We start from the raw sequence: 14331 nt of genomic DNA, 5'->3' as shown, positions 1-14331 counted from the left end.
TCAGACGGTGGCAGCCGCGGCGGTCTCACTGTCAGCGAGGGCAGCGAGGAAACGCTCGGCGTCGAGGGCGGCGGAGCAGCCGGTGCCGGCTGCCGTGATCGCCTGGCGGTACGTGTGGTCGACGACGTCACCCGCACCGAAGACACCGGTCAGGTTCGTGCGGGTCGAGGGAGCCTCGACCTTGAGGTAGCCCTCGTCGTCCAGCTCGAGCTGACCCTTGAACAGTTCCGTGCGCGGGTCGTGGCCGATCGCGATGAACAGGCCGGTCACCGGCAGCTCGGACGTCTCACCCGTCTTGAGGTTGCGCAGCGTCAGGCCGGAGAGCTTCTGCTCGCCCTTGATCTCGGCGACCTCGCTGTCCCAGACGAACTTGATCTTCGGGTCGGCGAAGGCGCGCTCCTGCATCGCCTTGGAGGCGCGCAGGCTGTCGCGGCGGTGCACGATCGTCACGGACTTGGCGAAGCGCGACAGGAAGGTCGCCTCCTCCATCGCGGTGTCGCCGCCGCCGATCACGGCGATGTCCTGGTCCTTGAAGAAGAAGCCGTCGCAGGTGGCGCACCAGGAGACGCCGCGTCCGGAGAGGGCGTCCTCGTTCGGCAGGCCGAGCTTGCGGTGCTGGGAGCCGGTCGTAACGATCACGGCCTTCGCACGGTGCACGGTGCCCGCGGTGTCCGTCACCGTCTTGATCTCACCACTGAGGTCGACGGCGACGACGTCGTCGGGCACCAGCTCGGCGCCGAAGCGCTCGGCCTGGGCGCGCATGTTGTCCATGAGCTCGGGGCCCATGACGCCGTCCTGGAAGCCGGGGAAGTTCTCCACCTCGGTGGTGTTCATCAGCGCACCGCCTGCGGTGACGGCGCCCTCGAACACCAGCGGCTTCAGCGACGCGCGCGCGGTGTAGAGCGCCGCCGTGTAGCCGGCGGGCCCGGAGCCGATGATGATCACGTTACGGACGTCGGTCACGGCTTGATTCCTCGTCTCTGGAGACTGCTGCGTACTGCTGGCGGGTGCCTGTCTCAGGTCTCTCACCCCACCCAACGGATCCTACGGGGCGTGCATTCCCCGACGGGTCCGTGCGTACGGAAGCGTGTCAGAGCGGGAGGGTGCCCCGCACCACTGGTCCCCCGACCGAGGCAGCCCGGATGCGTCAGCCCCGAGGGTAGGAGTGGGTCAGCAGGACCTTGCCCGCGGACGGGGAGGACTTGCCCACACAGGCGGCGTCGACGATGTAGGCGGAGACTTGGGCGGCGTCGGAATCATGGGGCACCACGACGAGGTAGGCACGCTTGCCGTCGTACGAGCCCTCCTCGGCGGCGAGCGGTGTCCTGGCGCCGATACCGCGCTGGATGCAGTCGGGCACCTGGACCGCTGCCTCGCGCATCGGTGAATCGGCCTTCGGGGAGGCCGGACTCGAACGCGTATCAAAGGACCGCTCGGTCTTATCCGGCTTCTCGCCGCGCAGTTCTTTGACGGGGCGCTTGGCGAGAAGGTCGGCCACCTGCCCCTTGAGCTTCCCTTCGGAGAACGAGTCCGCTGTGTCCCGGTGACCGGCGGACGTGCCGTCCGAGCCGCTGCCCATGGTCTGCATCAACAGAGAGCCGAGGCCGATGGCGGCCGCGGTGAAGACGGCACCGAGCACGGCGGTACGACGGCGGGTGCGCCGCAGTCGGGAGCCGCGCCCCGGGCCGGTGGCCCCTCGCGGACGCCCAGTGGGGCGGTCGGTGGAGGCACCGGGGGCGGAGGCGGGCGATGTTTCACGTGAAACACGCGACGAGGCGGAGACCTGAGCGGAGGTTGCGGGCTCGGGTACTTCGTCCGTGGAGGGCAGCTCTTCCGGAGCGGTGGCGCTCAGCAGGGCTTCAGCCGCCAGGGCGGCGTCGATGCGCCCCGCGATATCGGCGGGCATGCGCGGCGGGCCGGGCAGGGTGCCGAGCATGCCGCGGATCTCCTCCAGGGAGGCGTAGACGTCGGCGCACAGCTCACAGCCGTCCAGATGCCGACGCACCTCGCTCGTGCGCGACGGGGAGAGCAGGCCTTCGGTCAGGTCGGAGATCTCTGCGACCTCCGGATGCCCGGCCGAGTCGGTCGTGGCTGTCACGCTCGCCCACCTCCGCCCTTCACAGCAGCTGAATCGCTTGGTCCTGCATCCCGTGGCCCTGCTGCCGGTGGGACGGATGTCCCCTGCGTCCGGTTCCTTCCCGAGCCGGGCTTCTTGCTCTCGTCGTCCTCGCCGCTGTCCTCTTTCCGCTGACGGGGCTCCTTACGCGTCTGCGTACGTGTCTCTGTGCGCAGATGAGTGAGCAGCGGCAGCAGTCGGGCTCTCCCGCGGGCGCAGCGGCTCTTGACCGTGCCGGTGGGGATGTCCAGGACGCTGGCGGCCTCGGCGACGGGGTAGCCCTGCATGTCGACCAGGACGAGAGCGGCGCGCTGGTCGTGGGGGAGTGTGCCTAGGGCTTCGAGAAGCTCCCGGTGCAGATCGTTGCGCTCGGCGGGGGCAGCCGCCGATTCCTCCGGCTCCAGAAGCTGTTCGAGACGCTCGGTGTCGTCGATCGGGGAGGTCTTGCGGGAGGCCGCCTTGCGGGCCCGGTCGAGGCAGGCGTTCACAGTGATCCGGTGCAGCCAGGTCGTCACGGCGGACTGACCGCGGAAGGTGTGCGCCGCGCGGTAGGCGGAGACAAGGGCGTCCTGCACCGCGTCAGCGGCCTCCTCGCGGTCCCCGAGGGTGCGCAGCGCCACGGCCCACAGCCGGTCGCGGTGGCGTCGAACGAGCTCACCGAAGGCGTCCTTGTCCCCCGCGACGTGGCGGGCGAGGAGGTCCTGGTCGTTCATGTCACCCAGCGTGGTGCTGTCCACCGTCGGACCCCTCCCCCCAGTGAGCTTGGCCGAGCCGATCTTTCAGCCCTTGAACTTCACGTCCGTGATGGCTTGCTTGAATCCTGCCCGGTTGTACCCGTGGACGCCGGAATACGGCACCGCGGTCATCCACAGGAGGACGTACTGCGACTTCACGGGCTTCTTGGCCACGATCTTCGCGGTGGTGTCCGAAGTGGTGGTGGTGCCGATCTTCTTCATGGAGTCGATCGGTGTCGACGGCGAGAGCGAATCAGCGGCGTACAGCGACACCGTGGTGTGGGGTCCGCCGTACTCAAGGGCTATCGACGCCGCCGAGACGTCCTGCTTCGAGCCGAGGTCGTAGACGATACCGACACCGGGCTTGAAGGGGGCGAGCCTCGGGCCGTCTTTGAACGTCTTGGTGCGCCAGAGTGAGGCCGGGTCCTTGTCGTAGGTGTTGTCGACGTCCTCCGGGTCCTGGGGATAGCCCTCCAGTACGTACTCCTGGGCGCCCTTGATGCTGACCGGCTTCTTGGGCTTGGGCCGGTCCTTGTCGTCGCCCCGGGTGGTCTGCGTCTCGTTGGCGTCCCCGGACTTCTCGCGGTTCATGAGGGCGTCCGCGAGCTGCCAGCTGCCCAGGCCGAGGGCGGCGATGAGGAGGGCGGACACGGCCCACTTGAGGGCCTTGCCGGTGCGGCTCTGGAGCGGGGGCGGCGGGGCGGCCACGGGCTGGGTCACGCCCGGGTGAGCCGCGGGGCGGCCGTAGCTGCCCTGCTGGTACGTCGTGCGCTGGTACTCGGGCGGGGCGGTGAAGACGGGCTCCGGCGGGCGGATGCGGGGCATCTCGCCGATGGCCTTGACCAGTTCCTCCGGAGTCGTGCACGGCGGGTCCTGCCGGGACGCGGTCGCGCCGTCGTTGACCAGCGCCCGCATGGCCAGCTCGGAGAGGCCCCGGTGGACGCCCGCCCGCACCTGGTCGGGGGCGATGAGGCCGATGTCCTTGGGCAGCCCGGAGAGGCCGTAGGCGTCGTCCTCGTACGGCCAGCGCTGGGTCAGCGAGGCGTACAGGAGGGCGCCGATCGCTTCCGTGTCCGTGCGCTGAGGGGTGTCGGAGCTGATGCCGCGCAGCGCGGCGTTCACCGCGAGGCCGCGGATGCGGTACTGGCCGGAGGAGGTGCGCAGCACGGCGCTCGGCGTCAGCCGCAGATGGGCGAGTCCTTCGCGGTGTGCCGCCGCCATGGCCTGGGAGATCTGGCTGACGAGCTGGTAGGCGTCGTGTGCCTCCAGGGGGCCCGCCGCGAGGACGGCCGTCAGTTCTGTGGCGTCCGGAAGCCACTCGTGGACGACGTAGACGAGGTCGTTCTCCTCGACCGCGTCCAGGACCTGGACGAACCGCGGGTCGCCGAGGAGGGCCGAGGAACGGGCCGCCGCCAGCACCGAGCGGGCCCGTGGGTGGTCCGCCGGCAGCAGGTGCACGCCGACGGCGCGGCGAAGCTTCTCGTCCACCGCCCGCCAACTGCTGAAACCGTCCAGACGGGTGACGCACTCCTCGAGGCGATAACGCCTGGCGAGCTTGTGGCCACTGTGCAGTTCCGGGGGTGAGGAGGCCCCACGGCTCATGGGCTTCTCGTTCTCCGCCGCCTCTTCGTCCGCTGCCGTGTCCCGCTCCCGGGTCTGGGCCACCCCGTCGGCCGTGGGCTGCTCCGCCTTGGCGGTCAGCGGCTCATCACCGCTGTTGTCTGCCACGTCGACGGCAGCCGTGCTCCGTTCCGCCACCGTCGTTCCTGCCTCCCCATCCATTGCGCTTCGTCAGACGCCAAAGCCAATTGTGCCCACAGTCCAGTGCTATGCACGACACGCGGTGCCTGGCGATGGTTGTGCGGTACTCCTCATCTCAGCGACCGAGACGGCCGCGGACCATGCCGACCATGGAGTTGATCTCCTCGATGCGCATGCGCTTGGCCGCGACGAAGAAGACGCCGATCAGTACGGCGCCGCCCGCGACCAGTGCCGCGAGCGAACCGAGGACGCCCTGTCCGAGCGCCTTGGTGATGGCGTACGCGGCGCCGCCGCCGAGGACCGCCGCGGGCCACGCCGCGATGCCCAGCCGTGCGTACGTACGCAGCACACGGGCACCGTCCAGGTCGCCGCCGAGCCGCTTCTGAAGCCGCCGCCAGGCGACGCCCACGCCGATGGCGTACGCGAGGCCGTAGACGGCCGCCATGCCGGTGACCGCCCAGCGGGTGGGCAGGAGCAGGTAGCAGGCCCCGGAGGCGGCGGCGTTCACGGCCGCCACGATGACCGTGTTGTAGAAGGGCGTGCGCGTGTCCTCGTAGGCGTAGAAGGCACGGAGCACGACGTACTGCACGGAGTAGGGGATCAGGCCGAGACCGAAGGCCATCAGCATGAAGCCCATGTTCGTGGCCTGGTCGCTGCCCGAGGAGCCGAAGATGAGCGTGCACATCGGGATCCCGAGCGCGACGAACCCGAAGGAGATGGGAACGATCGCGACCGCCGTCGTGCGCAGTCCTTGTGAGATGTCGTCGCGGACGGATCCGGTGTCCCCGTCCTGTGCCGAGCGGGACAGCCGGGGCAGCAGGGCCGCCATCAGGGACACCGTGATGATCGCCTGGGGGAGGCCCCAGATGAGCTGGGCGTTGGCGTAGGCGGCGAAGCCGATGCCGCTCACCGAGGGCAGGTCGACGGTGGCGGCGGTGGCCAGCTGGGTGACGACGAGGGCGCCCGCCTGGTTGGCGAGTACGAACAGGATCGTCCACTTGGCGAGCTTGGCGGCCTTGCCCAGGCCGTGGCCCTTCCAGTCGAAGCGCGGACGGAGCCTGAAGCCGGTCTCGCGCAGATACGGGATCATCGCCAGCGCCTGCACGACGAGCCCGAGCAGGACTCCGACGCCGAGGAGGCGCTCCGCCTCCGGCGGGATGCTCGTGACGGTCATGCCGGACGTCGCCGCGGTGCCGTAGACCCAGATGAACATGCCGAGCGTGGCGATGATGACGATGTTGTTGAGGACCGGGGTCCACATCATGGCGCCGAACTTCCCGCGGGCGTTGAGGATCTGGCCCATCACCACGTGGATGCCCATGAAGAAGATCGAGGGCAGGAAGTAGCGCAGCAGCGTCGTGCCGACCGCGGTGGCGTCGGCGTTGTTCGCGACCGGGACGGACATCACGCGCACCAGCTGCGGGGCCAGGACGATGCCCAGGACGGTGAGCGCTCCGAGCGCCACCATGACGAGGGTCAGCAGGCGGTTGGCGTAGGCCTCGCCGCCGTCCTCGTCCTCCTTCATGGAGCGGACCAGCTGCGGGACGAACACGGAGTTGAGGCCGCCGCCGACGGTGAGGATGTAGATCATCGTCGGGATTTGGTAGACGACCTGGAAGGTGTCACCGAGCAGGCCGACGCCGAGCGCCGAGACGATCAGGGCGGAGCGGATGAAGCCGGTGAGGCGTGAGACGAGCGTGCCCGCCGCCATGACGGCGCTGGACTTCAGCAGGCCCGCCGCCCGGCCGCCCGACTTCGGGGCGGGGACCGGCGCGGCGGCAGGGGGCGCGGGAGCGGGCGGCGCGGGGGCGGGAACGATCGGCTGGTCGGCGGGTGCGTAGGCGCCGTTGACGGGCTGCTGGTAGCCGCCGTCCTGGGGGTAGCCGCTGTCCTGCGGGTGGCTGTTGCCCTGGGAGTAGCCGTTGCCCTGCGGATAGCCGCTGTCCTGCGGATAGCCGCTGTCCTGCGCGTAACCACCCTGCTGGTAGCCGACCTGTTGGCCGTGGTACCCGCCGGGCTGCTGGTCGCGGAAGAGATGCGCGAAGGCGTCCGGCTCGTGGTACTCCTCGCCGGCCTGGGTCACCAGGTCGTCGACGCCCACGAACTGTGTCGTGCGGACGTCGTCGCCGTAGGGGAGGTGGCGGGTCGGGCCCTCCGGCTCGGGGGCCGGGGTCTGGGCCCACACGCGGGGGTCGGGGGCGTGCTCGGGGCTGGGCGGCTGCCCGTACAGCGGCTGGTGCTGATAGGTGCCGGGCGGCGGCGGGGGGTGTGCCGCGCGGTCGTAGAGCGCCTCGGTCACCGGATCCTGGGCGGAGAGGTCCTGCGCCCGGTAGGGATCCTGGTCGTAGGCGTCCTGGAGGTACATGTCGGGCGCGGGCTGCGGCGGAACCTGCTGCTCGTGGTCGGCAGAGCCCGCAGGAGGGCCCTCGGGCGAGGCAGAGCCGCCCGAGCCCTGGCCACGGTCACCGTCGTACGGCGCGTTCATGGTTTACCCCACCTCATCGTCCCCGGGCCCACCGGCCACGACATCGCTCAACGGTCCACTCTCTCACCCGTGTCAGAAGGGTCGGTGCTTTCCGGTGCGGTGTCCGGTGTCGGGTCACTCGGCTGCCCGGGGTCACCTTCCCCCGACTCGGTGCCGGATCCGCCGTCGGGACCCTCGTCCGGGCCTTCCTGAGCGGCCTGCTTGCGCGCCGCGCGCTTGCGCTGGGTGTACATCCGGAAACCGGCGAGTACGAGCAGCAGGAGGCCGCCGGCGATGACGAGCATCACCGTCAGCGTGACCTCGGTGACGTTGACCTCGAAGCGGACGGCATCGCCGTACGGCTCCCCGTCCTCCGTGTAGAGCTGGGCGTAGACCGGGACCGGGCCGTTGGCGTTGGCCGTGGTGGTGAACTTCACCGACTGGGAGTGACCGCCCGCGATCTTGACCGGGTGCTCCTCGTACTGCCCGTCGCCGATCTTCAGACGCGTAGGGTTCTGCGAGGACAGGCGCAGGACCAGATGGTCGACGCCCTGCACCAGGTTGTTCTGCACCGACACCGGGATGGTCGCGCTGCGTCCGGAGAGCTTCGCGTCGGACCGCTGGATCAGGGCCACCTGTCCGGTGAGCTCCCGCAGATAGCTCCCGACGCCGCCCCGGTACCTGTCCGCCTCCTGCGCGTGGCCGCGCCAGGACGTGGACATCTCACGGTCTATGGCCCGCCCGAAGGGCGTGACCACGCGGTCCTTCTCGGTGAGGATCACCTGGAAGCGTTCGAGCATGCTCTGGGTGTCCCGGATCGACTCGAAAGCCGACTGGGGCAGCTCCTGCTTGCGCAGCGAGGCGGGGTAGGCCCCGGCCGACGGGACCCGGGTCGTGGCCTGCGGGTCCGGCTTCGCCTTCGTCGCGGCGGTCAGCTGCTCGGACTGCGACCACTGCCCCTCCTGGAGGGCCGTGAGCGCCTTCGCCATGGTCTGGGCCTGGCTGGCGGAGGGCATCCGCTGCGGGGCGACCACGATGCTGCGCTGCTTGGAGGGGTTCTGGAGGTTGATCATCAGGCTCTGGGCGACGAACTCCTGGACGGCGAGCGTCGAGTTCTCGGCCTCCGTCATGTCGCCCTGGAAGACCGTGGAGAGCCGTGCGTCGGCCACCACGGCGGTCGTGCCGCCGCCGATGGGCCGGGCCGCGGTCGGCGAGTACGTCAGGCCGCTGGTCTCGCGCATGCTGTCGCTGCGGGCGATCACCGTGTGGGCGCCCGCGGAGGTGGAGACGTCGACGATGGACGGGTCGATCGCGCCCTCGGCGGGCCACGCGAAGTCCGTGCTCGGCTTGACGTGCAGGATCGTCTCCACCGCCTTGGACCCGGCGTCGGTGGCCTCCTTGAGGTGACTGAGGGAGCCGGTGACCGCCCTGCCGTTGTGCGCGAGGGAGGCGAGGTCGGGGTCGGCGAAGGGCAGCGCGACGACCTTCTTGCCCTTGACGGCGGCTTCCAGGTCGTTGAGCCATTCGTTGGCCACCGCCTGGTGCTTGCCCGCCCTGGTGGTCTTCCCGTCAGGATTCTGGATCCGGTAGCCCTTCGTCATCGCCTCGACGGACGCGAGCAGGTCCGGGTCGATGACCCAGGTGACGTCGAGGTCGCTGCCGAGGGACAGAAGCTGCTGTAGACGCCCGCCCGAGGCGAGCTCGTCGGCCAGGTCGTCGTTCTTGAAGACGGCCGTCTGCTGTTCGTCGGACTCCGTCTTCGCCGTGAGGTGCGTGTCGGAGATGAGCGGCCACAGATAAGTCGTCTTCGTCTTCGTGTCAGCGGCCCCGGGATGCCACGGCAGGAACGTGCGCTCGATCCCGAGCACCTGCGGATAGGGCTGTGCGGCGCTCTGACCGGTGAGGGCGACGCCCAGCTGGTAGACGCCGTCCGCGCCGAGGTCCAGGGCCTTGACGGGCACGGAGATGCTGAAGTCCTGCCGGACACCCGGCGCGAGCTTGGCGAACTTGTCGACGTACTTGCCGCCGACCTCGGTGCCGTCGGCCCCCGGCTGGAAGCCCGTGCGCTTCGAGGCGCGGTCGATCTCGCTCCGGCCGTTGACGGTCGGTCCCACCCGCAGTCCGACCTGGGCGCCGGTCACCGTCTGCTTGCCGTTGTTGGTGACGGTGCCGGAGACGGTGAGGGTGTCCCCCTCATCGGGGGCGGTGGGGGTGAGCGCGTCCAGCGACACGTCGACGGTCCTGGAACCGGTGGCGTCGGCCATCGCGCCCGGCACAGCGGCATGCGCGACAGGGCCTGCCGGGGCCTGGAGGAGGCCCGCCAGCAAAGGAGTGCCCACCAGCAGTGCGGCGGTGCGCCGCAGCCACCGGCGGGCAGGTGAGGGGCTTGTCCCCGGGAAGTCTGCCGCCTCGGCCACGCGTTCGCCCGTCCCTCGTCGTCAGTGGTCGTCGGTTGTGCGTCCACGCATGGTAACGATGCGCGCTGGGGCGAAGTGCCGCGGACTGCTCCACGGGATCGGAAGACCCGGCCGGGGGCGGTGCCACGGGTCGTGAACGGCCGGCGCCACGGGCCGTGGGCGGCCGGGCGGGAATCGGGTCGGCTCCCGGCGCCCGGGGCACGTACCCTTTTCTGTTGTGCCGAACGCCAACGAAGACAATCCCAGCGCACTGAGCCAGGTGCAGCGCCGCGCGGTCAGCGAACTGCTGCGTGTGTCCCCTGTCGCGGACGATCTCGCCCGCCGTTTCCAGGAGGCCGGGTTCTCTCTCGCCCTGGTCGGTGGCTCGGTCAGGGACGCACTCCTCGGCCGGCTCGGCAACGACCTGGACTTCACGACCGACGCCCGCCCCGAGGACGTACTGAAGATCGTCCGGCCGTGGGCCGACGCGGTGTGGGAGGTCGGGATCGCCTTCGGGACGGTCGGCTGCCAGAAGGAGGGCTACCAGATCGAGGTCACGACGTACCGGTCGGAGGCGTACGACAGGACCTCGCGCAAGCCCGAGGTCTCCTATGGCGACTCCATCGAGGAAGACCTCGTCCGCCGTGACTTCACCGTGAACGCGATGGCCGTGGCGCTCCCTCAGAAGGAGTTCGTCGACCCGCACGACGGTCTGGAGGACCTCTCCGAGCGCGTCCTGCGCACTCCCGGTACCCCCGAGGAGTCCTTCTCGGACGACCCGCTGCGGATGATGCGGGCGGCGCGGTTCGCCGCGCAGCTGGACTTCGAGGTGGCGCCCGAGGTGGTCGCCGCGATGAAGGCGATGGCCGAGCGCATCGACATCGTGTCCGCGGAGCGCGTACGGGACGAGCTGAACAAGCTGATCCTCTCCGCCCACCCGCGCAAGGGCCTCGCCCTCCTCGTCGACACGGGGCTCGCCGCACGGGTCCTGCCGGAGCTGCCGGCCCTACGCCTGGAGCGGGACGAGCACCACCGGCACAAGGACGTCTACGACCACTCGCTGATCGTCCTGGAGCAGGCGATGGCGCTGGAGACGGACGGCCCCGACCTGACGCTGCGGCTCGCGGCGCTGCTGCACGACATCGGCAAGCCGAAGACGCGGCGCTTCGAGAGCGACGGCCGGGTCTCCTTCCACCACCACGAGGTGGTGGGCGCCAAGATGGTCAAGAAGCGCATGACGGCGCTCAAGTACTCCAACGAGCTGGTGAAGGACGTCTCGCGCCTCGTGGAGCTCCACCTGCGCTTCCACGGCTACGGCACGGGCGAGTGGACGGACTCGGCCGTACGTCGCTATGTACGGGACGCGGGCCCCCTTCTGGAGCGCCTGCACAAGCTGACCCGCTCGGACTGCACGACGCGCAACAAGCGCAAGGCGAACGCCCTGTCGCGCGCGTACGACGGCCTGGAGGAGCGCATCGCCCGCCTCCAGGAACAGGAGGAGCTGGACTCGATCCGCCCCGACCTGGACGGCAACGACATCATGAAGGTCCTGGACGTCGGCCCTGGACCGGCCATCGGCAAGGCCTACAAGTTCCTGCTGGAACTGCGGCTGGAGAACGGTCCGATGGAGCGGGACGCGGCGGTGGCGGCGCTCAAGGAGTGGTGGGCGGCGCAGGACTGAGCCGGTCGTTAGGTGTGTTTCACGTGAAACACACCACCTGACCGGTATACGCCGAGGGGCGCTGTTTCACGTGAAACCGTGAACCAGCGCCCCTCGGCTGTCCCCCTACTTCGTCCTCTTCAGGCAGAGCACCAGGTTGTGCCCCTTGCCCTGCTGGTAGTAGGCGATCTCGGAGGTCTTGACGGCCTCGCACTTGGTGCTGTCGCTGGTGTCGTCGAACTTCTCGACCACCTTGAATTCGGCGTCGCTGGAGGAACAGTCGACCTCTTCCAGGTCGGGAGTGCCCTGCGTGCCCTTGTTGTGCATGCAACTGCCCACGGAGGTCGTCTCGGCGTCGCTCTGTCCGAAGTACCACTTGCCGACGGCTATGAGGATGGCGACGAGGATGAAGCCGACGATGCGTAGGATGAACTTCTTGGCGCGGCCGCCCCGGCTCGGAGCAGCTGGCGGAGGAACCGGCCCGCCCTGGTTGTACGCCGGGTAAGGCTGCTGCGGGATGCCCTGCTGGCCCGGCTGAGGGGGGTACGGCGCACCGGCCGGGGGCTGGCCGTACGGGTTCTGGCCCTGGGGCGGGTACGGAGCTTGGCCCTGGGGCGGCGGAGTGGTCACTTTTGAGGGTCCCCTCGAACGAGAGCGCGATGGCCGGATAAGACGCCCGTAAGTTATCGGGGTCCACTGGCATCTCTGAAGCCCAGAGCGGCTCTGTGGCACTGATGTGACACTTACTGCACGTCAAACCGGGTCATAGCCACCGCAATTGCTGCGTAGAGCAATGCCACGGTGACGACCAGCGGAACCGACCGGCCGTCAGGCGGCAGCATCAGGGCTGCTACTGACGCCGCGCCCACGAAGGCGACGTTGAACAGCACGTCGTAGAGGGAGAAGATCCGGCCACGGAAGCCGTCGTCCACCGCGGACTGCACCACCGTGTCCGTGGCGATCTTCGCGCCCTGGGTCGTCAGACCGAGCACGAAGGCGGCGACCAACAGCGGGGCCGGTGCGAAGGAGAGGGCGAGGGCCGGTTCGAGCACCGCCGCCGTACCCGCGCAGGCGGCGATCCATCCGCCCGCCCCGAGCCGCGCGACCGCCGACGGCGTCACCACGGCCGCGGCGAAGAACCCGGCACCGGAGATGCCCACGGCGAGCCCGAGCAGCGCGAGCCCGTCGGACTCCGACGACGTCCAGGCGTACCGGCACAGCATCAGGACCATGACCGTCAGTGCGCCGTAGCAGAACCGGAGCACCGTCACGGCGGCCAGCGCGCGGGCCGCCGCGGGGCGCTCCGCCAGGTGCCGTACTCCCCCTGCCAGGCCGCGTGCGGTGCCGGCCAGCGCCTCCCCGAGCCGGGGCCGCACCGAGCCGAGGTCCGGACCGAGCAGTTCGCGTGTCATGCGGAGCGAGGCGAACGCCGCGCAGAGGTACAGGGCGGACCCGAGGAGGACCACCGCCGCGTCCGAGTCCGACCCCGACAGGCGGACCACGAAAGCGAGGCCGCCGCCCGCGGTCGCGGCGAGCGTCCCCGCGGTCGGCGACAGGGAGTTGGCGATGACCAGACGGTCGGCGTCGACGACCCGCGGCAGCGCGGCCGAAAGACCGGCGAGGACGAAGCGGTTGACGGCCGTGACGCAGAGCGCTGAGGCGTAGAAGAGCCAGTCGGGGACACCGCCGAGCATCAGCACGGCGGTCAGCGCCGCCAGCGCGGCGCGCAGGAGGTTCCCGTGGAGGAAGACCTGCCGGCGCTGCCAGCGGTCCAGGAGAACGCCCGCGAAGGGGCCGATCAGCGAGTACGGAAGGAGCAGTACCGCCATCGCGGAGGCGATCGCCCCGGGCGAGGTCTGCTTCTCCGGTGAGAAGACGACGTACGTGGCGAGCGCGACCTGGTAGACGCCGTCCGCGCTCTGGGAGATCAGCCGTACGGCGAGCAGCCGCCGGAAATCCCGCAGACGCAGGAGGACACGCAGGTCACCGACGACAGCCATGGCCCCCACCTTCACATACGAGGAGGGTCCCCGGGCAAAACGCCCGGGGACCCTCAACACGCCACAAGGAGAGGGTGCTTAGCGCTCGACCTCGCCCTTGATGAACTTCTCGACGTTCTCGTAGGCCTCGTCGTCGAAGTACTGCACCGGCGGGGACTTCATGAAGTACGAGGACGCGGAGAGGATCGGGCCGCCGATGCCGCGGTCCTTGGCGATCTTCGCGGCGCGCAGGGCGTCGATGATGACACCCGCCGAGTTCGGGGAGTCCCAGACCTCGAGCTTGTACTCCAGGTTCAGCGGGACGTCGCCGAAGGCGCGGCCCTCGAGGCGGACGTACGCCCACTTGCGGTCGTCGAGCCACGCGACGTAGTCCGACGGGCCGATGTGGACGTTCTTCTCGCCCATCTCGCGGTCGGGGATCTGCGAGGTGACGGCCTGCGTCTTCGAGATCTTCTTGGACTCGAGGCGGTCGCGCTCGAGCATGTTCTTGAAGTCCATGTTGCCGCCGACGTTGAGCTGCATCGTGCGCTCAAGGCGGACACCGCGGTCCTCGAACAGCTTCGCCATGACGCGGTGCGTGATGGTGGCGCCGACCTGCGACTTGATGTCGTCGCCGACGATCGGGACGCCGGCCTCGGTGAACTTGTCCGCCCACTCCTTGGTACCGGCGATGAAGACCGGCAGCGCGTTGACGAACGCGACCTTGGCGTCGATGGCGCACTGCGCGTAGAACTTCGCGGCGTCCTCGGACCCGACCGGCAGGTAGCAGACGAGGACGTCGACCTTGCGGTCCTTGAGGATCTGGACGATGTCGACCGGCGCCTCGGCGGACTCCTCGATGGTCTGGCGGTAGTACTTGCCCAGGCCGTCGAGGGTGTGGCCGCGCTGGACCTGCACGCCGGTGTTCGGCACGTCGCAGATCTTGATGGTGTTGTTCTCGCTGGCGCCGATCGCGTCCGCGAGGTCGAGGCCGACCTTCTTCGCGTCGACGTCGAAGGCGGCGACGAACTCGACGTCACCGACGTGGTAGTCGCCGAACTGGACGTGCATCAGGCCCGGGACCTTGGCGTCCGGGTCGGCGTCCTTGTAGTACTCGACGCCCTGGACCAGCGAGGCGGCGCAGTTGCCCACGCCGACGATGGCTACGCGAACCGAACCCATTCCGGTTGCTCCCTGTGTGTTCTCGGTATTCCGGTTGAA

At 69.6% G+C, this 14331-nt stretch carries 10 protein-coding genes; 1 reads left to right on the top strand and 9 read right to left on the bottom strand.

The features are described from left to right. From trxB to CP975_RS17565, 6 genes are all read right to left on the bottom strand, one after another. Window positions 1–963 (bottom strand): thioredoxin-disulfide reductase, encoded by a 963-nt coding sequence (gene trxB / locus CP975_RS17590; protein WP_055527273.1) that lies wholly within the window; start codon window positions 961–963, stop codon window positions 1–3. Window positions 964–1147: 184 nt separating this feature from the next. Then, window positions 1148–2098, bottom strand: coding sequence for an anti-sigma factor family protein (locus CP975_RS17585; RefSeq protein WP_055527272.1), 951 nt, complete (start codon window positions 2096–2098; stop codon window positions 1148–1150). Beyond that, complete coding sequence (gene sigM / locus CP975_RS17580) at window positions 2095–2829, bottom strand: RNA polymerase sigma factor SigM (RefSeq protein ID WP_055527293.1); 735 nt, start codon at window positions 2827–2829, stop codon at window positions 2095–2097. The genes CP975_RS17585 and sigM overlap by 4 nt, the downstream gene beginning before the upstream one ends. A 66-nt stretch (window positions 2830–2895) precedes the next feature. After that, window positions 2896–4608 carry a protein kinase family protein gene (locus tag CP975_RS17575; RefSeq protein ID WP_055527271.1) on the bottom strand — a complete coding sequence of 571 codons (1713 nt, stop codon included), beginning with the start codon at window positions 4606–4608 and terminating at the stop codon, window positions 2896–2898. 118 nt (window positions 4609–4726) lie between these two features. After that, window positions 4727–7096 carry a murein biosynthesis integral membrane protein MurJ gene (gene murJ, locus CP975_RS17570; RefSeq protein WP_150477089.1) on the bottom strand — a complete coding sequence of 790 codons (2370 nt, stop codon included), beginning with the start codon at window positions 7094–7096 and terminating at the stop codon, window positions 4727–4729. Window positions 7097–7143: 47 nt separating this feature from the next. Then, window positions 7144–9492, bottom strand: a complete 2349-nt coding sequence (locus CP975_RS17565) for a DUF6049 family protein (RefSeq protein ID WP_055533061.1) — start codon at window positions 9490–9492, stop codon at window positions 7144–7146. A 217-nt stretch (window positions 9493–9709) separates the two neighbouring features. Between CP975_RS17565 and CP975_RS17560 the strand changes: the two genes are divergently transcribed. Then, window positions 9710–11152, top strand: coding sequence for a CCA tRNA nucleotidyltransferase (locus CP975_RS17560; RefSeq protein ID WP_055533059.1), 1443 nt, complete (start codon window positions 9710–9712; stop codon window positions 11150–11152). A 105-nt stretch (window positions 11153–11257) separates the two neighbouring features. Here CP975_RS17560 and CP975_RS17555 read toward each other — a convergent pair whose 3' ends face one another. From CP975_RS17555 to CP975_RS17545, 3 genes are all read right to left on the bottom strand, one after another. After that, window positions 11258–11761, bottom strand: coding sequence for an LppU/SCO3897 family protein (locus CP975_RS17555; protein WP_055533057.1), 504 nt, complete (start codon window positions 11759–11761; stop codon window positions 11258–11260). A gap of 113 nt (window positions 11762–11874) precedes the next feature. Beyond that, a complete protein-coding gene (locus CP975_RS17550; protein ID WP_055533055.1) occupies window positions 11875–13131 on the bottom strand; it encodes an MFS transporter in 1257 nt (418 codons plus the stop codon). A 78-nt stretch (window positions 13132–13209) separates the two neighbouring features. Beyond that, entirely contained in the window at window positions 13210–14292 is a 1083-nt protein-coding gene (locus CP975_RS17545; protein ID WP_055533052.1) for an inositol-3-phosphate synthase, read from the bottom strand. Window positions 14293–14331: the final 39 nt, after the last annotated feature.

It is taken from the genome of Streptomyces alboniger (assembly GCF_008704395.1).
In the GTDB taxonomy this organism is placed as follows: domain Bacteria; phylum Actinomycetota; class Actinomycetes; order Streptomycetales; family Streptomycetaceae; genus Streptomyces; species Streptomyces alboniger.
This window is presented reverse-complemented; position numbering and strand designations above follow the sequence as displayed.

Coding starts and splice junctions, on each gene's coding strand:
- sigM (WP_055527293.1), bottom strand. CDS start 2,829: ATGAACGACCAGGACCTCCTCGCCCGCCACGTCGCGGGGGACAAGGAC.
- CP975_RS17550 (WP_055533055.1), bottom strand. CDS start 13,131: ATGGCTGTCGTCGGTGACCTGCGTGTCCTCCTGCGTCTGCGGGATTTC.
- murJ (WP_150477089.1), bottom strand. CDS start 7,096: ATGAACGCGCCGTACGACGGTGACCGTGGCCAGGGCTCGGGCGGCTCT.
- CP975_RS17545 (WP_055533052.1), bottom strand. CDS start 14,292: ATGGGTTCGGTTCGCGTAGCCATCGTCGGCGTGGGCAACTGCGCCGCC.